This window comes from Maribacter spongiae (assembly GCF_047345125.1).
Taxonomy (GTDB): Bacteria; Bacteroidota; Bacteroidia; order Flavobacteriales; family Flavobacteriaceae; genus Maribacter.
The window spans coordinates 42,551-64,454 of sequence record NZ_JBLFEQ010000007.1 but is presented as its reverse complement, the minus strand read 5'-3'; the positions used below and the strand labels follow the sequence as shown (position 1 = coordinate 64,454).

Genomic DNA, 21,904 nt, shown 5'->3' with positions numbered 1-21,904 from the left:
AAGTCCAAAAATACAGATAGCAAAAGGATTTCGCTATTTTTGAAACCATGAAGATGTCCTTAAAAAATGGAATAGCCCTCTCTATTATACCGCAAATACTTTTGGTCAAAGGTCTGGGCAACCAAACGCAACTTATAGAGACCTATTACAGTAACGGCCTCTATCCATTAATTTCCAAATTCTTTAGAGGGTTGTTAGGTTGGATCCCTTTTTCCTTGGGAGATATTCTCTATTTTATATTGATCGTTCTTGCCATAGGGTATTGTTATAAAAACAGGGGAAACATTTGGACGAACAAGCTTGGGTTTTTACGAAATATCGCCATGGTACTTTCCATAGCTTATTTTACTTTTCATTTCATGTGGGGCTTTAATTATTACCGGCAACCCATCGGGGAAAAATTACGGCTCGGAGAAACCAATGACTATCAGGAATTAGTGGATTTTACCAAAGCCCTTATCGCTAAAACCAATGAGGCTCAATTTAAGATTACCGGGGATACGGGGATCAAGGTCCAAATTCCATATACTCAGGAAGAAATGTTTCAAAAAAGTCTGGAAGGGTACCGATTATTGTCCAGAAAGCATGATTTTTTGGATTATGAGAAAGAGAGTGTCAAGACATCGCTTTTTAGCACGCTATTGACCTATATGGGCTATGCCGGTTATCTAAACCCTTTTACCAATGAGGCACAGGTGAATGGCAGGTTGCCCAATTTCAGGTTTCCCGTAGTCGCAGGGCATGAAATGGGGCATCAATTGGGGTACTCCGCAGAAGACGAGACCAATTTTATCGGTTATCTGGCCACCATAAACAATACGGACGATTATTTTCAATATACGGCCTATGCCTATGCTTTGGGGTATTGCTTGAACGATATCAGAAGAGGCGATAAGGATATTTTTAATAGGCTGCTTACGGAATTGAACGAGGGCGTAAAGCTGAATTTTCAGGAAATGAGGGAATTTTGGAAATCTTATGAAAACCCGTTGGAACCACTTTTTAAATCCATGTTCAATTCTTTTTTAAAAGCGAACAACCAACCTAAGGGAATACAAAGTTATAATGCTGTGGTCTCTTTACTGGTGGCTTATCATAAGGCCTATCCGTTATAAGTCCAAATTCAAATGACGATCGGCAGGTTCAAAAAGAGTGCTGTTTAAACGTAACCTTGCATTATATAGCTCTTGGTGATCGGAAGGTATACACTTTGGAATTAATTAGTCAAGACCCTATCGATAGGTATTGTTTCCCCCGATTATTAGTTTGTATTTTGTCTTGCTTAGTTCTCCTATTTTATTGAATAAATTTAATTCTGTCCCTCTTTTTAAATCCCGACTGGCCGTGGCAGAAGAAATGTCCTTAAAAACATTCATATAATCTTTTCTAGTAAATTCCTGTATATTCAAAGAAATAAAATACTCCAATCTATCTTTTTCTTTTAAAGTTCGATTACTAAAATTCAATATTTCGTCTAGTGAACTATCAATGACGGTAAGCATATATTCAATAAATTTTGTTGACTTTCCGGATTTATCCGATTCGGCTAATGCGTTATAGTATTTTTTCTGTTCAATGCTTATTAAGGTTTCAAATGGCAGGTATTCGAATACTGGATATTTCTGCATTAAGATTAAGGTTTGCCACAATCTGCCTATCCTTCCATTACCATCTAAAAAAGGGTGAATAAATTCCATTTCGTAATGAAAGACACAACTTTTAATTAATTCTATTTCGTCCGATTTTTCCAGGTAATTAAAAAGCTTTCTCATTAAAAAAGGTACATTTTCAAATGGAGGGGCCAAATGTTCCACTTTTGAGCCTTTAACAATACCAACGTTTTTATTTCTATATTTTCCGGCATTTTCGATTAAATTGCCCATTAAGTTCAAGTGGGCATTTAAAAATGATTTTTCGTTAATTGGATCATATTTCCCTAAATTTTCATAAACCTCGATAGCGTTCAATACTTCAACAAGGTCTTTTTTGGGGCCAACAACTTTTTTATTTTCAAGAAGAGCCGTTATTTGTTCTTCTGTCAGTGTGTTTCCTTCTATTTTTAAAGATGAATGAATCGTTTTAATTCTATTTTGTTTCCTCAATTTTGGAGAAGGTTTATCGAGAAAATTTGCGTTTACCTCTCCTATTTTTTCCGAAATAGAAGTTATTAATTGAAGAACAGCCGATGTTATCTCGTAAGGAGGTTTCATTATGATAGTATCAAATGATAGTATCAAAAATACGATTTACTTTATTACTTTAATGGTTTGTTTTAAATCCTCTGGTTTTTTGATCCGGATATTTATGGTTTTATAAATCCATTCGCCTCCATTCCTATCCGCCAAAATATCCATTTTACTTCTTATTTTTCTCTCTCTTTTGAACCAATAACGTTAACCGTAATGTTAAGTGTACTGTAGTCATTTGAATATTTATGCACACCTTCAAAGATCGCCAATTTACCGAGGGGCTGCAATTCCCCTAATATTTGTATTACTTTTTCATCTTTTTTTGCTATTTCCAGCACATTATCGCAAAGGGGTGATTCCGAATGGACCTTGGCGATTTCCATAATATTCCCGCCTAGTTTTTGAATAAAAACAAAAGATACAAAGTTAAAATGACGACCAAGGGAATAAACCACTTCCAATCTCGCCTAAACCGGCTTTTATATTCGGTCAGGCCGTTCATTTTGAACATTGATGTTTCAATGTTTTTTTAAATGAATCCGAATAACATCCTTTAAACCCTTTTTACCTGTGGCTATAATTTTATTTTCTCCCGGCAAAAGTGTTACGTTAAAATAAAAGCGTGAATAATCCGCGGTGTTACTTGACGGGGTATATTCTTTTCCATTGACCCACAGCCTCACTTTCTTCTGATTGGAATATACTTTAATGGTCTGTTCCACTTTTGTTCTATGGATCAGTCTTCGTTCCGCAATATGGATCATTGGGTCGTTTTTGTTCCAATTGGCCTTATAAAAATAAAATGCATCTTTTTTATCTTTACGGTCAAATGAGACAATTCCCTTATCGTTTTTACCATCCTTTTCGCCTTCTGTACGATGAGCGGCACCAAAATCAAATAAATTCCAAATGAATGAGCCCCATATAAATGGACGTTCATCAATTTGCTCCCAATGCTCTTCATGAAAATAAGTCTGCCAGTTCTCCGGGTGCCAATAACTCCCCGGATTCGTTTTCTTTAATTCCTCACTTTGATGTAGTATACTTGCTCCTGCACCGTATTCACTAATTCCAATAGGCGTATCTGGCATTTCGGCATGTTTCCCGTCTGCCCACTTTCCAATACCTGAGGGATTTCCGCCATACCAACCAAAATACAAGTTCCACGCAATAAGGTCGGTTATAGTATTTATTTCTCCAGATCGGTTACTAGCGGATGTGGTTATTCTAGAAGGGTCTTCAGCGTTCGCCAAATTTTGCAATTCTTTAATATAGGCTACCGGATTGTCCCCATCTTCTTTTAATTCATTGAATAATCCCCAAAACAATATTGAAGGATGATTCAGGTTCTGACGTATCATTTCAATAAGTTGATCCTTACCGTTTTCTTTAAAACTTGGCATATCAACATATCCTTTGTCGGCATAACCACCCGGTCCTACAAATGGTATTTCGCTCCACACCAAAAAGCCTTCGGTATTTGTCAATTCATACATATATGGGTCGTTCGGGTAATGTGCCATACGTAAGGCATTGGCTCCCATGTCTTTCATAATCTCTACATCCTCCTGGTGATGGAACGATGCTAGGGCATTGCCCAATTCTGGCCTGTCCTGATGTCTGCAAACCCCTTTAAGTTGAACATATTCACCATTTAAGAACACTCCTTTATCCGGATCTACATGAAAATAGCGCAACCCCAACGGCACAATTACTTCATCTATTATTTTTTTATCTTTTTCAAGTTGTACTTTAACGCTATATAAATAAGGATCCAATGTACCGTTCCAAAGGTGAGGCTCGTTAATTTCTATGGGAATGGTTATTTGATCGTTCTTATCATTTTTAACTTGTGAGGCTCTAAATGTTTCATTTCCCAAATCGTCTAAAACGGTTACGTTCACTTTTACCGTATTTTCACCTAAAAGTTTAACCACTGCACGAACGGAAGCGCTATCATTGTCGACTTTGTCTTGATGAAGATATACACCTTCCGACCCATGATCCAATAAAGAAATGCAGTCATGTTCCGTTACATACAACTGAACATCACGATACAGACCTCCGTAAAAATTAAAGTCTCCCAATAAGGGCATAACATCAAGCTGTGGGGCATTGTTAACTTTTACCGTGATCAAATTTTCTTTGCCAAAATTCACAAACGGGGTAATATCAAATGCAAAAGCGGTGTACCCTCCCCTATGTTCTCCAACGTGCTTCCCATTGATAAAAACGTTTGCCACCAAATTTGCCCCTAGAAATCGTATCGTCAACCTTTTACCTTCCCACGCTTGTTTAATTTCCAGTGTCTTTGTGTACACCCCTAAACCTCTATAATAATCTATATTACCACCTAAAGCATCTTTTGTATTCCATGTATGTGGTAAGTTTATTTTTGTTTTTTTATTTCTATTGACTTCATAACCATACCTAAATTCCCAGCCATTGTTTAAATTTAAAATTTGCCGTTGCGCATATAACGTTGCTATACTTGTAAAGGCTATAAATAATAAAGTAAATAGTTTTGTTTTCATTAATCTAAAGGTTATTTGTATATATTATTTTTTATTTCAGATTTGTATTCAAATTATGCACAATAGTCTCGTCTATAAGTAGTTGCGTGAAAATCCTTGCGGATTTTCCGCTGTAAACCAAAGATAGCAAAGTTACGAGTGGACTATGGCTTTTCATTGATCTTTAATTCCATCTGCACCCCCAAACTTTTCAATCAAAATTTGATGAGTGCATAAAGCCTGCTTTAAGTCGATCATTGTGCAAGCTTTTCGAGCAATTCTTTATCCTCAGAAAGAATTTTGCGAAGTCGTTGGGACATGACAACTTTGTCGGCCGATTTTCCCTGAATTTCATCTAGATAATTCAAAATCTCCTCGAGTACATTTTCCGGAACGTTGTCAAGCACTTTTTAATTCTTGATTTTATCTGTAGAGTATTCATATTCAACGTTTTATACAATGATACATTTTGATTTTTAAAATAGATTATTCCTAAATGTGCCCTAACTTCTTTATACAGATGTATAATACATCTTTATACCTTCAAATTAACACAAAAAACACTTATACCATTGATCTTTTAGTTGCATAAATCAACGTGTTTCTACAAACCATACCGACTCCCCTATCCCATAGTAATCTTTGCGGGGTTCCAAACAGATAAATCCGTCCGCTTTGGTCAAACTCGTCAAATCACCGGAACCGTTTTCGGTTATGGGGGTGGCATATAAAACACCGTCTTCCCAATGCGTTTTTGCCTGTATAAAACGGGTCAAAGGGGGAGTAACCTGAATTTCGATCGCCAATTTCACAAATTGCTTTTCCAACGGAATGTTCCAGGAGGTGTACAACCACGGCAGAAAATACAAATGGTAATTCGCAAATGTAGATACCGGATTCCCGGGAAAGGAAAAGATAACGGTCTTTCGTTTTTTATGTATGCCAAACCAAAAAGGTTTCCCGGGGCGTTGGGCCACACGATGAAATACTTTCTCTACCCCCAGTGCCTCCATAACCTCAGGAATAAAATCAAACTTTCCTTTGGAAACACCACCGCTTAACAATAGGGCATCATTTTCTTTTAATGCTCTCTCCAATCCCTTTTCAATACTCTCCTTATCGTCTGGCAGATGCATAGAGGTAGCGGAAATCCCCATGAAGGACATGGCGGCCTGCAGGGTAATACTATTGGATTTTCGTATTTGATGGGGTTCCGGGATTATATCAATATTTACCAGTTCATTTCCCGTGGCTATGGCACATACCCTGGGCAGGGCCTTTACCAACACCTGTGCTTTACCTACAGAAGCCATTGCACCAATTTCGGCCGGGGTAATTTTTGTACCGGCTTCTATGACAAGCGTACCCTGTTTTGTATCGCTACCCTTGTAATGGATATTCTGACCTTTGATAACTTCTTTGTTCAAGGTGGCCCGACCATTTTCTATACTCAAATGTTCGTACATCACTATGGTATCCGTATGGGAAGGCACTACGGCCCCCGTCATAACCTCCAAACAGGCATTGCCATTTTTTAGTTCCTGTTGTGGCATTCCCGCACTGGCAACACCTTCAATAGCAAATTTTTGAACCCCGTTTTCAATGGCAGTATATTGAATTGCGATACCGTCTTTAGTAGCCCTATTGAAAGGTGGGAAATCCCGGTCAGCTACTATTGGCTCAGCCAAAATACGGCCTGTACTTTCTAACAGGGACACAGTTTCGGTTCCCAAATCCAATGGATGTTCCAGTACTTTTTGACAGGCTTCCTGAAATGTGATCATTCAATAATTTTTAAAAACCCCTCTTTTGGAGGAAAAAAGAAACTATAATTTCATATATCATAAACTACAAAACTCCCAAACCGTTCGCCAACAATACCCTAATTCCAACGATAAAGACCAAAAGGGCAGTAACCCTTTTAATCCCATTGGCCGACAATTGGCGCAGGCTTAAACGAATACCCAATTGCCCGCCCAAAAATACGGCAAGCACCAAACATATGGTCTCTATCCAGGGCAGGTCTATAGTCCCGTTCACAAAGAGTCCGCCCAAACCCGAAATAGAATTCACCAAAATAAAGAAACTGGCCAAAGCTGCAATTTTTATAGCCTTATCCCATTTTAAATGATTTAATACAGGTGCCAGAAAAATACCGCCCCCGATGCCCACAAGTCCTGATAGAAAACCGATTCCCGCACCCAAAATATAACTCAAATAGTTCGGGTATTGTTTGGTTTCGCGTTGCGGATCCAACACCATAAACGTTTGCACGATTAAGAAAATGGCCGACAAAATCAAGGAAATACCCAGCACAACAAAAAAAATGTTTTCCTTTAATTTAAAGGAAGCCCCTAAAAATGCCAAGGGAATACTTGTTAAGACGAAAGGCATAAAATCCTTCAACTTGGCATGCCCATTCTTGAAATAGAGATATGTACTCCCCAAAACTACGACCAAATTACATACCAAAGCTATGGAACGAATGACAAAAAAACTGGTCAAAAAGAGTGTCAATAAAGCCAAATAACTAGATCCCCCACCAAAACCAACGGAAGAATACAGGGTAGCCACAATAAAAAATCCCAAACAAAGAAGCGTTAAATGTTCAATAGGTATCAGCATAAGTATTTATACGGTCATACCTCCTGCCACATTTATGAATTCTTTATCGGGGAACAATCGCTGAAGTAATCGCACCGCCTTTTGACTACGGATACCCGATTGACATATGATATAAACGGGAGCATCCATATCTATTTCATTCACCCTCTGCTCCAATGCATCCAAAGGGATATGTTTGGCACCTTTTAAATGATTCGCATTAAACTCCGTCACCGTCCGTACATCTATCAATTCTATCGCACGGTCCTTAAGCAAGTTTTGTACCTCTATGGTTTCGATAGATTTTATGGGTGCTTCACATTCAAAGTGATAATTGTTAGATAACCTATCCAATTTTAAATTTTCGGGGTTCAACGTAAAATTCATGCGCTGTACACGTTGTGAAAGCCCGTCATACAATAGCAGAGTGCCGGATAGTACCGTTCCCATATTCGTAAGTACCTTTATCGCTTCCAATGCCTGGAAGTTCCCTATGATTCCCGGTAGAATGCCCAGAACCCCGTGTTGGTTACAATCCGGTACCTCATCCGCTTTGGGCATATTCGGGAACAAGCAGCGATAGGTAGGGCCATTTTGGTAATTAAAAACGGAAACTTGCCCCTCAAAACCGTGCAAAGCCCCATAAACCAATGGTTTTTTTAATAATACACAGGCATCGTTCAACAAATAACGAGTGGGGAAATTATCCGAAGCATCCACGACCAAATCATAGTCCTTGATAATTTCCAGTGCGTTGGAAACATCCAAATACGTTTTATAGTCCTGGATTTCGGTCTCTGAATTTTGTGCTCGCAATTTTTCTTTTGCCGCATGAACTTTCGATTGCCCTATCCGGTCTTCGGTATAAAGTACCTGGCGATGCAGATTGGATTCCGAAACCACATCATTATCAACAATACCCAAAGTACCTACACCCATGGCGTTCAGATAACTCAAAACCGGAACTCCAAGGCCACCGGCACCTATAACCAAGACCTTCGCCCTTTTTAGTTTCACCTGATTTTCAGGTCCAAAACCCTTTAGGATAATCTGTCTGTGGTATCTTTCGGCATTCATGACGTTAATCTTAACAAAGCTTCTTTATACTCCACCTCGGAATTGGCATTGAGCAGCACATCGGTGTGTTCCGGAAATACCAACTTCACATCATTGTTGATCAGGAATTTTCTGGGGCAAGTACCGTTCCCTGCTCTCAGATATGCCATAGAAATTTCAAGGGCATGGGGTTCCCAAATAGCACAAAGCGGTTCCGGTAACGGGTTCGTTTTATCCGCAAACGCGGTCGCCATTTTTGAGGTATCCCTGGCCGCAATAAGTTCCTCAAGGGCCATTTTGTCCATTAGGGGCAGGTCACAGGCCAATACGAGCCATGCTATTTCAGAAAATTGCCCGTGTGCCGAAAGCAGCCCGTTATAAGGCCCCTTAAACTCATCTTTATCCCTTATGGTATTAAAATCGTTGGATATTTCATTCAGTTGGTCCGAACGTACACTTAAAAAAGCCTTGTCGCAAACCGAATGCAGCAAGTGATATAGATACTCTCGTTGGGGGATACCATGGTATGCTATAAGTCCCTTGTCCTGCCCCATGCGGGTACTTTTACCTCCGGAGAGGACCAATCCGTATATCTTAGCGTTGGAAGTCATTTTTCCCTCCTGTTTTTTGTTCCAATTTAACCTGGGCAATACAAATATCCTGTGACAGGGCCTTGCACATATCATAGATCGTTAAGGATGCTACGGAAACCCCTGTTAACGCTTCCATTTCCACCCCGGTCTTACCATCACATTTCACTGTACATGTAATATGAAACTCGTTGTTTCCCGGAACAATATCAATATGTATTTTAGACAAATTGATCTGATGGCACAACGGTATCAGATCCGCTGTTTTTTTTACACCTTGAATTCCTGCAATGACCGCTGTTTGTACAATACTTCCTTTTTTGCCCAGAAAATCCTGTTCCGCCAAGGTTTGAAAAACTTCCGGTGGAAATTTTACGCTCCCCGAGGCTATTGCGGTTCTGGACGATGATCGTTTTCCCGATACATCTACCATGGCCGCATTTCCGGCCTCATTGATATGTGATAGTTTTTTAATCATTATCCTCCTATTGATGTCATAGAGTTGGAAAACACATTTTCGTATTTCTCTTGGGCCTCAAATCCTGTTTTCGACCGGTTTCCGACCGCTCTCACTATTTCTTCCTTTATTTTTTCCTTGGCATTCGTTCCCCTCATAATATCCCTTAGGTTGGTACTGGCCTTGGCATACAGGCAGGTAATGACATCTCCGGTCGCCGAAATCCGTAAACGGTTACAACTTCCGCAAAAAGTACGGCTAAACGATGGAATAACACCAAAAGTGCCTTTAAAACCGGGAATTTTATAATTGATTGATGTAGAGGTTGCCGGGGATTCCAGCGGATAATAATCGGGATAGACTTCCCTGATATGCCCCAGAATTCTTTTATAGTCCCATGCAATGGACCGGAAGAATTTGGAACCTCCATTAAAGGGCATTTCTTCCAGATACCGGACGGACACATCATAATGCCTGGCCAATTCCAGAACGGGCAGAATATCCTGGGTATTCTGACCTTCCAATGCAATAAAATTAATACGCACATTGAAGCCTTCGGAAATCAGGCGAATTAAATTATTGTGTACCACGTCATACTGATCCCTTCCGGTAATCCGTTCAAATGTACTTTTGTCTATGGCATCCAAACTCACATTGATATTTTTAATACCCAATGCTTTTAATTCATCAATGTAAGGCCCGATCAAAGTGGCATTGGTAGTTACCGAAATATCCCTGAGTCCTTCCAGGCCCGATAAATACCTCAGCAATACCATCAAATCTTTGCGGACAAAAGGTTCCCCTCCGGTAATACGGATTTTATCAATACCCTGGGAAATTAAAATATCGGACAGCCTGCAAAGCTCATCTATGGTAAATAGTTTATCGTTCTTGACAAAATCTATTCCTTCGGAAGGCATACAATAATTGCAGCGCAAGTTACACCTGTCCGTAACCGCCAGACGGAGGTAATTTATGGTTCTATTGTGATTATCTATCAGCATCTTACCTTGGGGTTACTTCCTTATCGGATGTTTTCTTAAGGATGTGCGGATACCCAAACCGATTTATCCTTAAATATTTCCTTTTTCCAAATGGGTACGGTTTCTTTTAATGTATCGATCAAGAACCTACATGCCTCAAAACATTCCGGTCGGTGGGCAGAGGAAGCCCCAACCACTACCACGGGCTCTCCCACTTCTTTTTCACCTATGGCATGCCTGAGCAAAACCTTGTTCAAAGACCATTTTTTCATAGCCTGTTCGGCAATTTTGTCCATCTCCTTAAGTGCCATATTTCTATAGGTCTCGAACATTAAGGCCGTAACTTCCTGTTGGTCCGTAAATTCCCGGACCGTTCCTATAAAAACGCAGATACCTCCACTTTGTGTATCCGACAGTTCCGTGTACACCTGGGAAGTATCAATAGTTTCTACGATGTCAATAATTTTCTTCATTATCCTCCGCTTACCGGTGGAATAATGGCAACCTCATCATTCCTTTCCAAAGGTACATCATCCTGGGCATATTCGCTATTCACAGCGACTGCCAAAGAGCTCAACTTGGAAAATTCCGGATAGGAGTCCATTAAATGTTGTTTTAATTCCGCTACCGAAGAGGGCATATCCGCTGTTGAAAAGGCCATTTGAGAGGCTCCTACAATATCTTTTGCAATTCCAAAAAAAAGTATTTCCATAGACTAACCTACCAATTCTTTAGTGTTCATGTTATTAATAAAGGGCTGTTTGTACAATCGGTTACCGGTCGCTTTATTCATGGCTATGGAAACTGCCGCTCCGGCCGGGGGCAATGATGGTTCCCCGAGTCCTGTTGGGCTTAACGTATTCTCCACAAAATGGGTCTCTACTAGGGGTGCCTCGCGCATACGGATCAATCTATATTGATCATAATTATTGCTTTCTGGTCGGCCATCCTTAAATTTAAAGTCACTGTACATACTGTGTCCAACACCATCCACAACACCTCCTTCAATTTGGTTCAAAGCCCCCAAAGGATTGACCACGATACCACAATCCACTGCAACGGTTACCTTTTTTACGACCGGTCGGTCATGCTCCATGACCACATCCGCCACTTCGGCGACATGGGTGTTATGGCAGTAATATGCACAGAAACCTTGATAAACCCCTTCTTGTGGTGTTCTATACCCGGATTTTTCCACAACCAGATTGATTACGTCTTCCATACGTTCCGCGGAATATTGGATCCGTTCATCCGTAGTTCCCTTAACCTTTTGCAAGAGGTCCAAACGCATTTGTACCGGATCTTTTTCCAGGGCCTCCGCTACTTCGTCTAAAAAGCTCTGCTCTGCGAAGGAAAGGAAATTGGTAAAAGGCGCCCTCCAGGCCCCTGTAGTAATATTACTTTGATAATTGGCCACATCTACTTGATAGTTCTCCAAAGCCCCGGCAGGAAAAAAATTAGGAATCAATCCGTACATATTTCCATTGATCGCCGCCTCCTTTAACTGATATCCGGAGATTTGCCCATCTTTCAAACCTGCTTTAATGCGATATTTAATGGCCGGACGATATACGCCCGTAGTCATATCATCCTCTCTGGAAGAAACCATTTTTACAGGTTTTCGGATGGCATCTGAAATTTCTGCGGCCTCCAGAACAAAATCACTGTATAGCCTTCTTCCAAAACCGCCCCCCATACGGGTCATTTCACAATGCACATCTTCTAGGTCGCGCTCTAACAGTTGGGCCACGGCCTCTGCACTGGATTCCGGGGTTTGTATGGGCCCCACCAAATGAATTTTAGTATCGGTCACATCCGCATAAAAATTCATGGGTTCCATACAATTGTGAGGCAGGAACGGAGATTCATAGGTTCGTTCGATGATTTGGTCCGCATTCTTAAATGCTTTTTCAACATCACCATCTTTTCTAAGGGTCCTAAATTCATCACCATCTAAAAGGTTCGTCAACAACGCATCATGTGCCGTAGTACTTTCCAAGGTAGAATTGTTGGACCACGTAGCCTTTATGGCCTTTTTTCCCTGCATGGCATCCCAAGTAGATTTGGCAATGACCACTACCTTATCCGTATTGGCCAATTGTACCGTCCAGTTCTTTTTTCCTCCTTCAAGCAATTTTCTTCCCCTTTCCCCTATTCTGATAACATCGATAACGCCGGGCATTGCTTTTGCATCCGCGGCATCGTACGATTCCAGAACCTGACCGAAAGCAGGGGGCCTTAAAACCGAGGCATACACCATGCCTTCAGCCTTATAATCCATTCCGAATAATGGTTTTCCCGTAATGATCTTATCAAGATCCACATTCTTGGCATCATGACCGATGATCGTATAGTCTTTTGGGTCTTTTAACGGTACGTTTTCCGGTATTTCCATACCCGAAGCTTCCTTAACAACATCGCCATATCCCAATGTCTCCCCTTTGTTATTCGTTATTTTTCCACCCTTAGCCTCACATTCGGCAGGATCGATTCCCCATTTGACGGCAGCGGCATTCACTAACATTTGTCTTGCCGTAGCCCCCGTTTGCCTCAAGGCATCCCAACTAAAACGGATAGATTGACTACCACCCGCTACCTGTCGGGTATAATTTTTGGTATCCAGAATACCCTGGGCTACATAAACATCTTCCCAGGGTACGTTCAACTCCTCTGCGATTATCATGGGCATAGAAGTCTTGACTCCCTGCCCTATTTCCGGATTAGTCGAAAAAATGGTCACTTTGCCATTGTCCGCTATTTTTATAAAGGCATTAAAATCGTTATAATTTAAGGAAGCCAGATCTACGGGCATTTCCGCTTTGGGCTTACAGGCATTAAAAAGATTGAAACCAATGAGCATTCCGCCGCTCACCAAAGACGATGTTCTTAAGAATGCCCTTCTACTGTAATTTGAAGGTATAGGTGTTGCCATTTTTTTCTTTTGTTAGGGTTACATTTTTTCCGCTGCAACGCCAACGGCCTTATGGATTCTGTTATATGCAGCACAACGGCAGATATTACCGTGCATGGCATTTTTGATTTCCTCGGTATTCGGATTTGGGTTCTTATCCAAAAAGGCCGAAGCGGTCATGATCTGACCAGCCTGGCAATACCCACATTGGGGTACATCCACTTCTTTCCAGGCCTCTTGTACGGGATGTGAACCATCTGTGGACAAACCTTCTATAGTGGTGATTTCCATGCCATCCAATTCGGACACTTTCAATTGGCAGCTTCTTGTAGCATTACCATTAACATGCACAGTACAGGCACCACATTGTCCTATTCCACATCCATATTTAGTTCCTACCATATCCAAATGGTCTCGCAATGCCCACAACAGGGGCATGTCTTCAGAGGTTTCCACTGAATGGGATTTTCCGTTTATTTTTAAATCGAAAGTCGGCATATTGCAGTTGTTGTATTAATATCTATATATTCAAGGTCGCTACCAATAAGTATATGCATCAAAAAGAAAAGCTCCTACTTTATGCAAGAGCTTCTAATTTACTTATAAAAGTAACTGATCTAAAAGATTAGAATAGCATTTAACCTTTTTTTATGTTAAAGTTTAAAATGCTACGGCATACCTACATTTCCTTTTTTACAAATTCGGCATTATCGGGCTTGGCATAAAAGCTATCCGGTCTGGCCTTTTCGCTCAACGTGACATTTTCAAAGGTTACGGTATTCCTGGATTCCTTGATCGTGCGACCCTCATAATTATGCCATGAAATGGATTTTGGAAGTTTCACTTCCGCTACGGATTGCCAATCATTATACCTGACCCATCTTACATTATCCGATTTTTCTCCACTGCCATAGGTCACCGTATAGCCCAGCCAAGCCATTTGGTGTGTTTCGGGGTCATAATGCAAATAGTATTCATCCTTGGGAGATGCCCCAATACCACTATTATAACTGATACGAATGCCGGGATATGATTTCCCTTCATATTCCAAATTCTCGGTATCCCCATAATTAATACCATTATCCGCCAATACAAAGGGCATGGCATAGAAATAGAACATTAGGTTATGATAGAAAGCAGCATCGCCTTTATATGCTTTCTTTTCATCCAACACCCATACTCCATCACCATCATACCCCATCGTCACCTTGGGCGACGCTATCTTTTCCTTTCTAGAGGAAAGTGCTATGGTATGGGTCTCCGGAGCATCTGGTTTGGGCAGATCAAAAGTCAGAGTCCTTTGCTGTTTCCACAAATCAAGACCGCCATGGGCCTCAAAAATTGCATGCAATGCCTCCGGATAGGATTTCGCAGGTTCGGTTTTCTCAATCTCAACAGTTCCCGTAGCCGTGTTTTGGTGCTTTGGGTTTTCTTTACAAGCTAAAAAAAGTGATAAAAAAATAAGTGACGTAATTTTTTTACTATGTATCATATTGGCATTTGGTTTTGTTTCTGGATCAGTCGCAATTCTTCAATATAATTAACAGATTAAATTACTTTTGTATCCTATGCACGAAGTTAAATATATTAGCAGTACCCAAAATCCTTTGGTGAAAAAAGTTTTGCTGTTAAAGGAAAAATCCAGAGAACGTAAAAAAACAGGACTTTTTGTACTGGAAGGAAAACGGGAACTGGAGCTCGCCCAAAAAGCGGAATATCAATTTGAAACGGTTCTATTTTGCGAACAGTTTTTGACCGTACATGAAATAGATCGTTTGAAGACATGCTTTGACCCTAGAGTTTTAATATCCATTTCGCGCGAAGTTTATGAAAAGATAGCCTATAGGGATACTACAGAAGGGCTTTTGGCCGTGGGTAAGACAAAACCCCATGTATTGGAAAGCTTACGTATGAAAACCCAAAACCCCCTAATCCTAATTGCCCAGGCTCCCGAAAAACCGGGCAATATTGGTGCATTGTTACGTACGGCGGATGCCGCTGATCTGGATGCCGTAATCATTGCCGATCCAAAAACCGACCTGTACAACCCAAATATCATACGCTCCAGCATAGGTTGCCTCTTTTCCAGGAACGTAGTTACGGCAACGACCGAGGAACTCATCGAATTTTTACGGGACAAAAAAATAAATAGCTATTGTGCGGCGTTAACAGCTTCGGTAGATTATACCACTGTTGATTATAACGGTGCTACCGCCATAGTAGTAGGTACGGAAGACACGGGATTGACGGGATCGTGGCTCAAAAGTGCGACCCAAAATATAATTATTCCAATGGAAGGGAAAATAGATTCCATGAACGTATCGGTCTCTGCGGCAATACTTATCTTTGAGGCGAAAAGACAAAGGCGAAAGTAAAATACTTGTTACGATTGTTTACATCTGCCTTAACTTGAAAAACAAATTAATGGATAACACCTTTATTTTTTATTGCATTTTAGGAATTTTGATAGGTGAGTTCATTTTGGCCACTATCCTTAATTACTTAAACGCAAAACGTTTTCAAGACCCGGTTCCAGAAGATTTAAAGGATGTTTACAACGAAAGTGAATACAAAAAATCACAGGATTACAAAAAGACCAATTACCGGTTCGGAATCCTTACTTCTGTTTTTTCCCTGTCATTGATTCTTTGCTTTTTAATTTTTGGCGGTTTTGCCTGGGTAGATAATTTTGTTATCGGCGTTTCAAAAAACCCCATTATCCAGGCTTTATTGTTCTTTGGTATCATCATGATAGGAAGTGATGTGTTGAGTACACCATTCTCCTGTTACCAAACTTTTGTAATCGAAGAAAAATTCGGATTCAACAAAACTACCACAAAGACCTTTGTTATAGATAAGCTAAAGGGATGGGCAATGACCATTATTCTGGGCGGTGTCATTCTATCGCTCGTTATTTGGTTTTTTCAATGGGCAGGAGCCGGTTTTTGGTGGTACACATGGGTTTTGGCCGCTGTTTTTATCGTGTTCATGAATTTATTCTATAGCAAACTGATCGTGCCATTGTTTAACAAACAACAACCTCTGGAAATAGGGAGTCTTAAGGAAAAAATTGAGTCTTATGCCACAAAGGTAGGCTTTGATCTTAAAAATATATTTGTCATCAATGGTTCCAAACGATCTACAAAGGCCAATGCTTATTTCTCCGGCTTTGGAAAGGAAAAGCGGGTTACCTTGTACGATACATTGATCAATGATCTGGAAGAGGATGAAATCGTTGCCGTACTGGCCCACGAAATAGGCCATTATAAAAGAAACCATATTATTTTCAACCTCATTGCCAGTATAGCACTTACGGGTATTATGCTGTTTATTTTGTCACTCTTTATAAACAATCCCTCCCTATCCACGGCCATAGGGGTGAACAGACCAAGTTTTCATGCGGCATTGATCGGGTTTGGAATTTTATACAGTCCCATTTCCGAAATTACGGGCCTGATCATGAACCATCTTTCCAGAAAATTCGAATACGAAGCGGATGATTTTGCCAAGAACACTTTTGCGGCCCTGCCCTTGATAAGTTCCCTAAAAAAATTATCCAAAAACAGCTTGAGCAATCTTACACCTCATCCGGCCTACGTTTTCATGCATTACTCCCACCCTCCCCTAATTGATAGGATTCAGAATTTAAAGGCATAATTTTTGTTGTCCAACAGTTAAGATTGTGGTAATTTTAATCTAGTATGACACAGGCTACCATAGAAAAAGAAAACAAACTCATTGCCAAGCAATACAAGGAATTGCTTCGTATCAGCTATCAGACATTGACCCATGATGACAAAAAGCTGATACGTTCCGCTTTTGAGGTGGCGGTAGATGCCCACAAAGATCAACGCAGAAAATCTGGGGAGGCCTATATTTTCCATCCTATCGCCGTTGCTAAAATAGTAGCTTCCGAAATAGGTTTGGATGCCGTATCCATAGCATCTGCATTATTACATGATGTTGTAGAGGATACGGAATATACCTTAGACGATATTGATCGTATGTTCGGGGAAAGTGTTGCCCGTATTGTTGATGGGCTTACAAAAATATCCCATCTTAAAAAGGACATGAACATCTCCCAACAGGCGGAGAATTTCAGAAAAATGTTATTGACGCTGAACGATGACGTTCGGGTAATCATCATCAAAATTGCCGATCGCTATCACAATATGCTCACCATGGATTCCATGCCAGAGCACAAACAAGTGAAAATATCTTCGGAAACCTTATATATATATGCCCCTTTGGCACATAGAATAGGTCTGTACAACATTAAGACGGAACTGGAAGACCTAAGTTTAAAATATACCGAGCCAGAGGTTTACGAGGATATTAAAAGCAAGGTCGAAGAAAGCAAGGAAGAACAACAGGCCTATATCGATTCTTTTTCTGACATTATTGACAACTCTCTAAAAAAGGAAGGTTTAAGCTATATCATTAAGGGTAGGATGAAATCCATCTTCTCCATGCGCAAAAAGATGAAGACCCAAAATGTTTCCTTTAATGAAATTTACGACAAGTTCGCCATAAGGATCATTTACAAATCTACGATACAGGACGAAAAGTTTTTGGCGTGGAAAATCTATTCGATCGTCACCGATCATTTTACACCAAATCCGGTCCGATTAAGGGATTGGATCTCTTCCCCCAAATCTACGGGTTATGAAGCATTGCACATCACCGTTATGGGCCCTAAGGGAAGGTGGGTAGAAGTCCAGATCAGAAGTGAACGCATGCATGAAATTGCCGAAAAAGGCTATGCCGCCCATTTTAAATACAAACATGGGGACCAAAAAGAACAGGGGATAGAAATTTGGCTCAACAAACTGCAGGAAGCTTTGGAAAATGCCAATTCCAATGCGGTGGACTTTGTAGAAGAATTTAAATTAAACCTATACTCCAAGGAAATATTCGTTTTTACGCCCAAAGGTGAATTAAGATCATTGCCCAAAGGAGCAACTCCATTGGATTTCTCGTTCAATATCCACACAGAGGTAGGAATGCGGACAAGGGGAGCAAAGGTCAATGGGAAATTGGTTCCCCTTAATACTACCTTGCACAGTGGAGATCAAGTAGAGATAATTACCTCCAATCAAGCAAAGCCCAATCAAAACTGGTTGGATTATGCCAATACGGCAAGGGCAAGATCAAAGATTAAATCCGTCCTACGGGAAGAGAAAAAATCCATCGGGGAAGACGGAAAAGAAATATTAAGAAGGAAGTTAAGATCACAAAAAATAACGCTCAATGAAGATGTGATCAATAAGATGGTCATTTTCTTTAAGTTAAAAACGAGTCTGGATCTTTTCTACCGAGTAGGCGTAGGATCTATCGACAATCAAATGATCAAGGATTTCTCATCCTCTTATAACAATGCTTTTATAAGTTTCTTTAAGAACAAGATAAGAAGGAATCCCGTTCCCGAAGACATCAATAAAGAGGAAATCACCTCCAAATACGATATGCTCGTATTTGGCAAGGAAGAAGAAAAATTGGACTATACCCTTTCACAATGTTGCAATCCCATTCCGGGGGATGAGGTATTTGGGTTTGTAAGTGTATCCGAGGGAATTAAAGTACACAAGAAAAACTGCCCCAATGCCATATCGTTACAATCCAATTATGCCTACAGGATCATAAGTGCCAAATGGGTAGATTCATCACAGGAAGAATTTAAGGCGGACATTGAACTGACCGGGATAGACAATCTTGGACTGGTCAGCGAAATTACCGATATGATATCCGGAAACATGCACGTAAACATGCGTAATCTTAACTTTAGTACGGACGGTGGAACCTTTAAGGGACAAATTACGGTAGTCGTTAAAAACAATGTTATTCTTACCAAATTGATACAAAACTTAAAACAGATCGGCGGTATAGATAAAGTCGCCAGGCTTTAGGCAACGAAATTAAAATTTAGCTGTACATTTGTACATTAACGTAATGACGATGGCTTCCGACAAGAACCAGGAAATTGTAAAAAACGTATTTACCACTTTTTTAGAGGAAAACGGGCATAGAAAAACCCCGGAACGTTATGCCATACTTCAGGAAATTTATGAAAGTGAAGACCATTTTGATATTGAGTCGCTCTATATCAAAATGAAAAACAAGAACTACCGTGTAAGTAGGGCAACCCTATACAATACCATAGAACTTTTACTGGACTGCAAGTTGGTGCGCAAGCATCAATTTGGAAAAAACCAGGCGCAATATGAAAAGTCTTATTTTGACCGTCAGCACGATCATGTTATCCTTACGGATACCGGAGAGGTAATGGAGTTTTGCGATCCCCGGATCCAATCCATCAAAAAAACGATCGAGGAAGTATTTGATATTAAGATCAATACCCATTCCCTTTATTTTTACGGAACAAAGAACAAAACAGAAAATTAAAACAACTATTCAAGCATATTTTTAAATGGCAGTAGATTTATTGTTGGGCCTACAATGGGGTGACGAAGGAAAAGGGAAAATTGTTGACGTATTAACCAAAAACTATGATATTATCGCACGGTTTCAAGGTGGTCCAAATGCCGGACATACCTTGGAGTTTGACGGGATAAAACATGTACTACATACGATCCCATCGGGAATTTTCCATAAAAATGCGATCAACGTCGTGGGTAATGGTGTAGTTATAGACCCCGTTATTTTCAAAAAAGAACTGGATGCCCTTAAAAAGTTCAATATCGATATTAAATCGAAGTTATTGATCTCCAAAAAGGCACACCTTATCTTACCTACCCACAGATTATTGGATGCCGCTTCGGAAGCGGCCAAGGGCAAGGCAAAAATAGGTTCTACCTTAAAGGGCATTGGCCCGACATATATGGACAAGACCGGAAGGAACGGAATGCGGGTCGGAGATCTTGAATTGGGAGATTGGAAAGAAAAATACCGTTCGTTGGCCAATAAGCACGAAGCCATGATCGGTTTCTATAACGTAGATATCCAGTATGATCTGGCCGAATTGGAAGTTCATTTCCTTGAAGCTGTTTCCGCATTAAAAGAACTACAGTTCATAGATAGTGAGGAATACCTCTATCAAGCTCAAAAAGAAGGAAAGAAAATATTGGCAGAGGGTGCACAGGGCTCTTTATTGGATATTGATTTTGGCACTTATCCGTTTGTAACCTCATCAAATACTACGGCAGCGGGAGCCTGTACGGGGCTTGGCGTGGCGCCCAATCAAATTAAGGAAGTTAAAGGAATATTCAAGGCATATACCACCCGTGTGGGCAGTGGACCTTTCCCTACCGAACTTTTTGATGCGGACGGTGAAACCATGGGCCGTATAGGAAATGAGTTCGGAGCGACCACCGGTAGGCCCAGACGATGCGGATGGTTGGATCTGGTGGCCTTAAAATATGCCGTTAGAATAAACGGAGTAACAGAGCTCATGATGATGAAAGGTGATGTTCTCAGTGGATTCAAAAAACTAAAAGTGTGTACGGCCTACAATTACAAAGGAGAAAAAATAGAGCATTTGCCCTATAATATCGAAGCGGAAAACGTAACACCTATCTATACGGATATGGATGGCTGGTCCGCCGATTTGACCAAAATGAGCAAATCGGAAGAATTGCCCCCCAATTTAAATGCCTATATAGATTTTCTGGAAAAAGAGCTAGAGGTCCCCATTAAAATAGTTTCCGTGGGCCCCGATAGAAAACAGACCATATATAGATAGGAAAAACATTTTTTTGAAAATTTTATGAATAGTGATGAATACTTTGCACGTTTATCACTATTTTTTTTTATTATCTTACGCAATTAAAATTAAAATCAAGATTAAAATGAAATTGAAATCTATAACCATTGCCATAGCGGCAATAGTTTTAAGTTTCTCCTGTAAGGAGGGGAAAAAGGAAAAATTGGTCGAAAATGCAACCGAAACCGTAACAGAAAATGAATGGATCGTACTTTTTGATGGTACAAGTACGGAAGGTTGGAGAGCCTATAACGGTGAGACCTTGCCCCCTGGATGGATAATCGAGGACGGTGCCCTGACTTTTGATACGGAACTGGGCCTGGAACAAAATTACAAAGGAGGAAAGGATATTATTTACGGCAAAGAGGAATTTGAAAACTTTGAACTATATCTGGAATGGAAACTTCCAAAGGGAGGTAACAGTGGTATCTTTTATCATTTAAAGGAAGGGTATAACCGCCCGCCCGAAGTCTCTCCGGAATATCAACTGATAGATGATGAGAATTATGCCAAAATCCACGACTTAACAGCCTATAATAAAAGTTTGGGGTATACGGAAAAACCGGAAGAACTAAAACCATTACAACAAACCGCCTCGGATTATGCAATGCATGCGGCAGACCCAAGCAAAAAGCAATTAAACCCGGTAGGGGAATGGAATTCGTCCAAAATTGTCTTCACTCCAGAAAATGTAGAATACTGGTTGAACGGAAAAAAAGTATTATCCTTTGCCCCATGGACGGAAGATTGGTACGAAAGGAAGAATTCCGATAAATGGAAAACCAGTCCGGACTACGGCAAGTATAAAACCGGATATATCGGATTACAGGATCATTCCAGTCCAATTTGGTTTAGAAATATCAAAATTAAAAAGTTATAAT

General features: G+C 40.3%; 21 protein-coding genes. 7 read left to right on the top strand and 14 right to left on the bottom strand.

The features are described 5' to 3' along the window. Nucleotides 1-53 precede the first annotated feature (53 nt). A complete protein-coding gene (locus ACKWB9_RS11065) occupies nucleotides 54-1,115 on the top strand; it encodes a DUF3810 domain-containing protein (RefSeq protein WP_414003078.1) in 1,062 nt (353 codons plus the stop codon). Nucleotides 1,116-1,232: 117 nt separating this feature from the next. On the opposite strand, the gene ACKWB9_RS11060 is transcribed toward ACKWB9_RS11065, so the two are convergent. The 14 genes from ACKWB9_RS11060 to ACKWB9_RS10995 form a co-directional block, all read right to left on the bottom strand. Next, a complete protein-coding gene (locus ACKWB9_RS11060; RefSeq protein WP_414003077.1) occupies nucleotides 1,233-2,210 on the bottom strand; it encodes a Fic family protein in 978 nt (325 codons plus the stop codon). 152 nt (nucleotides 2,211-2,362) lie between these two features. Continuing rightward, the gene (locus ACKWB9_RS11055; RefSeq protein WP_414003076.1) at nucleotides 2,363-2,650 is read right to left on the bottom strand and encodes a hypothetical protein; all 288 of its coding nucleotides are present in this window, start codon (nucleotides 2,648-2,650) and stop codon (nucleotides 2,363-2,365) included. 57 nt (nucleotides 2,651-2,707) lie between these two features. Beyond that, entirely contained in the window at nucleotides 2,708-4,723 is a 2,016-nt protein-coding gene (gene lacZ4, locus ACKWB9_RS11050) for a beta-glucuronidase LacZ4 (protein ID WP_414003075.1), read from the bottom strand. A 572-nt stretch (nucleotides 4,724-5,295) separates the two neighbouring features. Further along, nucleotides 5,296-6,486 (bottom strand): molybdopterin molybdotransferase MoeA, encoded by a 1,191-nt coding sequence (locus ACKWB9_RS11045; protein WP_414003074.1) that lies wholly within the window; start codon nucleotides 6,484-6,486, stop codon nucleotides 5,296-5,298. Nucleotides 6,487-6,550: 64 nt separating this feature from the next. Continuing rightward, nucleotides 6,551-7,327 carry a sulfite exporter TauE/SafE family protein gene (locus ACKWB9_RS11040; protein ID WP_414003073.1) on the bottom strand — a complete coding sequence of 259 codons (777 nt, stop codon included), beginning with the start codon at nucleotides 7,325-7,327 and terminating at the stop codon, nucleotides 6,551-6,553. A 6-nt stretch (nucleotides 7,328-7,333) separates the two neighbouring features. Beyond that, on the bottom strand, nucleotides 7,334-8,383 hold the full coding sequence (moeB, locus tag ACKWB9_RS11035) for a molybdopterin-synthase adenylyltransferase MoeB (RefSeq protein WP_414003072.1): 1,050 nt from the start codon (nucleotides 8,381-8,383) through the stop codon (nucleotides 7,334-7,336). Then, a complete protein-coding gene (mobA, locus tag ACKWB9_RS11030) occupies nucleotides 8,380-8,973 on the bottom strand; it encodes a molybdenum cofactor guanylyltransferase (RefSeq protein WP_414003071.1) in 594 nt (197 codons plus the stop codon). Before mobA ends, moeB begins: the two co-directional genes overlap by 4 nt. Then, on the bottom strand, nucleotides 8,957-9,430 hold the full coding sequence (gene moaC / locus ACKWB9_RS11025) for a cyclic pyranopterin monophosphate synthase MoaC (protein WP_414003070.1): 474 nt from the start codon (nucleotides 9,428-9,430) through the stop codon (nucleotides 8,957-8,959). The genes mobA and moaC overlap by 17 nt, the downstream gene beginning before the upstream one ends. Next, on the bottom strand, nucleotides 9,430-10,413 hold the full coding sequence (gene moaA, locus ACKWB9_RS11020; RefSeq protein WP_414003069.1) for a GTP 3',8-cyclase MoaA: 984 nt from the start codon (nucleotides 10,411-10,413) through the stop codon (nucleotides 9,430-9,432). Before moaA ends, moaC begins: the two co-directional genes overlap by 1 nt. A gap of 35 nt (nucleotides 10,414-10,448) precedes the next feature. Continuing rightward, the gene (locus ACKWB9_RS11015) at nucleotides 10,449-10,865 is read right to left on the bottom strand and encodes a molybdenum cofactor biosynthesis protein MoaE (RefSeq protein ID WP_414003068.1); all 417 of its coding nucleotides are present in this window, start codon (nucleotides 10,863-10,865) and stop codon (nucleotides 10,449-10,451) included. After that, on the bottom strand, nucleotides 10,865-11,104 hold the full coding sequence (moaD, locus tag ACKWB9_RS11010; RefSeq protein ID WP_414003067.1) for a molybdopterin converting factor subunit 1: 240 nt from the start codon (nucleotides 11,102-11,104) through the stop codon (nucleotides 10,865-10,867). Before moaD ends, ACKWB9_RS11015 begins: the two co-directional genes overlap by 1 nt. 3 nt (nucleotides 11,105-11,107) lie before the next feature. Continuing rightward, on the bottom strand, nucleotides 11,108-13,324 hold the full coding sequence (locus ACKWB9_RS11005; RefSeq protein WP_414003066.1) for a xanthine dehydrogenase family protein molybdopterin-binding subunit: 2,217 nt from the start codon (nucleotides 13,322-13,324) through the stop codon (nucleotides 11,108-11,110). 18 nt (nucleotides 13,325-13,342) lie between these two features. Beyond that, nucleotides 13,343-13,801 (bottom strand): (2Fe-2S)-binding protein, encoded by a 459-nt coding sequence (locus ACKWB9_RS11000; RefSeq protein WP_414003065.1) that lies wholly within the window; start codon nucleotides 13,799-13,801, stop codon nucleotides 13,343-13,345. Nucleotides 13,802-13,982: 181 nt separating this feature from the next. Continuing rightward, entirely contained in the window at nucleotides 13,983-14,795 is an 813-nt protein-coding gene (locus tag ACKWB9_RS10995; RefSeq protein ID WP_414003064.1) for a DUF6503 family protein, read from the bottom strand. Nucleotides 14,796-14,871: 76 nt separating this feature from the next. Here ACKWB9_RS10995 and ACKWB9_RS10990 point away from each other — a divergent pair, with 76 nt between their 5' ends. The 6 genes from ACKWB9_RS10990 to ACKWB9_RS10965 all read left to right on the top strand — a co-directional run bounded on the left by ACKWB9_RS10990 (nucleotide 14,872) and on the right by ACKWB9_RS10965 (nucleotide 21,903). Next, the gene (locus ACKWB9_RS10990; RefSeq protein ID WP_414003063.1) at nucleotides 14,872-15,678 is read left to right on the top strand and encodes a TrmH family RNA methyltransferase; all 807 of its coding nucleotides are present in this window, start codon (nucleotides 14,872-14,874) and stop codon (nucleotides 15,676-15,678) included. A 49-nt stretch (nucleotides 15,679-15,727) separates the two neighbouring features. Then, on the top strand, nucleotides 15,728-16,960 hold the full coding sequence (locus ACKWB9_RS10985; RefSeq protein ID WP_414003062.1) for a M48 family metallopeptidase: 1,233 nt from the start codon (nucleotides 15,728-15,730) through the stop codon (nucleotides 16,958-16,960). Between the two features lie 44 nt (nucleotides 16,961-17,004). Continuing rightward, nucleotides 17,005-19,209, top strand: a complete 2,205-nt coding sequence (locus ACKWB9_RS10980) for a RelA/SpoT family protein (RefSeq protein ID WP_414003061.1) — start codon at nucleotides 17,005-17,007, stop codon at nucleotides 19,207-19,209. Nucleotides 19,210-19,258: 49 nt separating this feature from the next. Beyond that, nucleotides 19,259-19,705, top strand: coding sequence for a Fur family transcriptional regulator (locus ACKWB9_RS10975; RefSeq protein ID WP_414003060.1), 447 nt, complete (start codon nucleotides 19,259-19,261; stop codon nucleotides 19,703-19,705). Nucleotides 19,706-19,730: 25 nt separating this feature from the next. Next, on the top strand, nucleotides 19,731-21,002 hold the full coding sequence (locus ACKWB9_RS10970; protein ID WP_414003059.1) for an adenylosuccinate synthase: 1,272 nt from the start codon (nucleotides 19,731-19,733) through the stop codon (nucleotides 21,000-21,002). Nucleotides 21,003-21,108: 106 nt separating this feature from the next. After that, nucleotides 21,109-21,903 (top strand): 3-keto-disaccharide hydrolase, encoded by a 795-nt coding sequence (locus tag ACKWB9_RS10965; RefSeq protein ID WP_414003058.1) that lies wholly within the window; start codon nucleotides 21,109-21,111, stop codon nucleotides 21,901-21,903. Nucleotide 21,904: the final 1 nt, after the last annotated feature.

Bases quoted from the DNA above. Each gene is read 5' to 3' on its own strand.
- ACKWB9_RS11065 (WP_414003078.1), top strand. From the start codon at position 54: ATGTCCTTAAAAAATGGAATAGCCCTCTCTATTATACCGCAAATACTT.
- ACKWB9_RS11060 (WP_414003077.1), bottom strand. From the start codon at position 2,210: ATGAAACCTCCTTACGAGATAACATCGGCTGTTCTTCAATTAATAACT.
- lacZ4 (WP_414003075.1), bottom strand. From the start codon at position 4,723: ATGAAAACAAAACTATTTACTTTATTATTTATAGCCTTTACAAGTATA.
- ACKWB9_RS11045 (WP_414003074.1), bottom strand. From the start codon at position 6,486: ATGATCACATTTCAGGAAGCCTGTCAAAAAGTACTGGAACATCCATTG.
- ACKWB9_RS11040 (WP_414003073.1), bottom strand. From the start codon at position 7,327: ATGCTGATACCTATTGAACATTTAACGCTTCTTTGTTTGGGATTTTTT.
- moeB (WP_414003072.1), bottom strand. From the start codon at position 8,383: ATGAATGCCGAAAGATACCACAGACAGATTATCCTAAAGGGTTTTGGA.
- mobA (WP_414003071.1), bottom strand. From the start codon at position 8,973: ATGACTTCCAACGCTAAGATATACGGATTGGTCCTCTCCGGAGGTAAA.
- moaC (WP_414003070.1), bottom strand. From the start codon at position 9,430: ATGATTAAAAAACTATCACATATCAATGAGGCCGGAAATGCGGCCATG.
- moaA (WP_414003069.1), bottom strand. From the start codon at position 10,413: ATGCTGATAGATAATCACAATAGAACCATAAATTACCTCCGTCTGGCG.
- ACKWB9_RS11015 (WP_414003068.1), bottom strand. From the start codon at position 10,865: ATGAAGAAAATTATTGACATCGTAGAAACTATTGATACTTCCCAGGTG.
- moaD (WP_414003067.1), bottom strand. From the start codon at position 11,104: ATGGAAATACTTTTTTTTGGAATTGCAAAAGATATTGTAGGAGCCTCT.
- ACKWB9_RS11005 (WP_414003066.1), bottom strand. From the start codon at position 13,324: ATGGCAACACCTATACCTTCAAATTACAGTAGAAGGGCATTCTTAAGA.
- ACKWB9_RS11000 (WP_414003065.1), bottom strand. From the start codon at position 13,801: ATGCCGACTTTCGATTTAAAAATAAACGGAAAATCCCATTCAGTGGAA.
- ACKWB9_RS10995 (WP_414003064.1), bottom strand. From the start codon at position 14,795: ATGATACATAGTAAAAAAATTACGTCACTTATTTTTTTATCACTTTTT.
- ACKWB9_RS10990 (WP_414003063.1), top strand. From the start codon at position 14,872: ATGCACGAAGTTAAATATATTAGCAGTACCCAAAATCCTTTGGTGAAA.
- ACKWB9_RS10985 (WP_414003062.1), top strand. From the start codon at position 15,728: ATGGATAACACCTTTATTTTTTATTGCATTTTAGGAATTTTGATAGGT.
- ACKWB9_RS10980 (WP_414003061.1), top strand. From the start codon at position 17,005: ATGACACAGGCTACCATAGAAAAAGAAAACAAACTCATTGCCAAGCAA.
- ACKWB9_RS10975 (WP_414003060.1), top strand. From the start codon at position 19,259: ATGGCTTCCGACAAGAACCAGGAAATTGTAAAAAACGTATTTACCACT.
- ACKWB9_RS10970 (WP_414003059.1), top strand. From the start codon at position 19,731: ATGGCAGTAGATTTATTGTTGGGCCTACAATGGGGTGACGAAGGAAAA.
- ACKWB9_RS10965 (WP_414003058.1), top strand. From the start codon at position 21,109: ATGAAATTGAAATCTATAACCATTGCCATAGCGGCAATAGTTTTAAGT.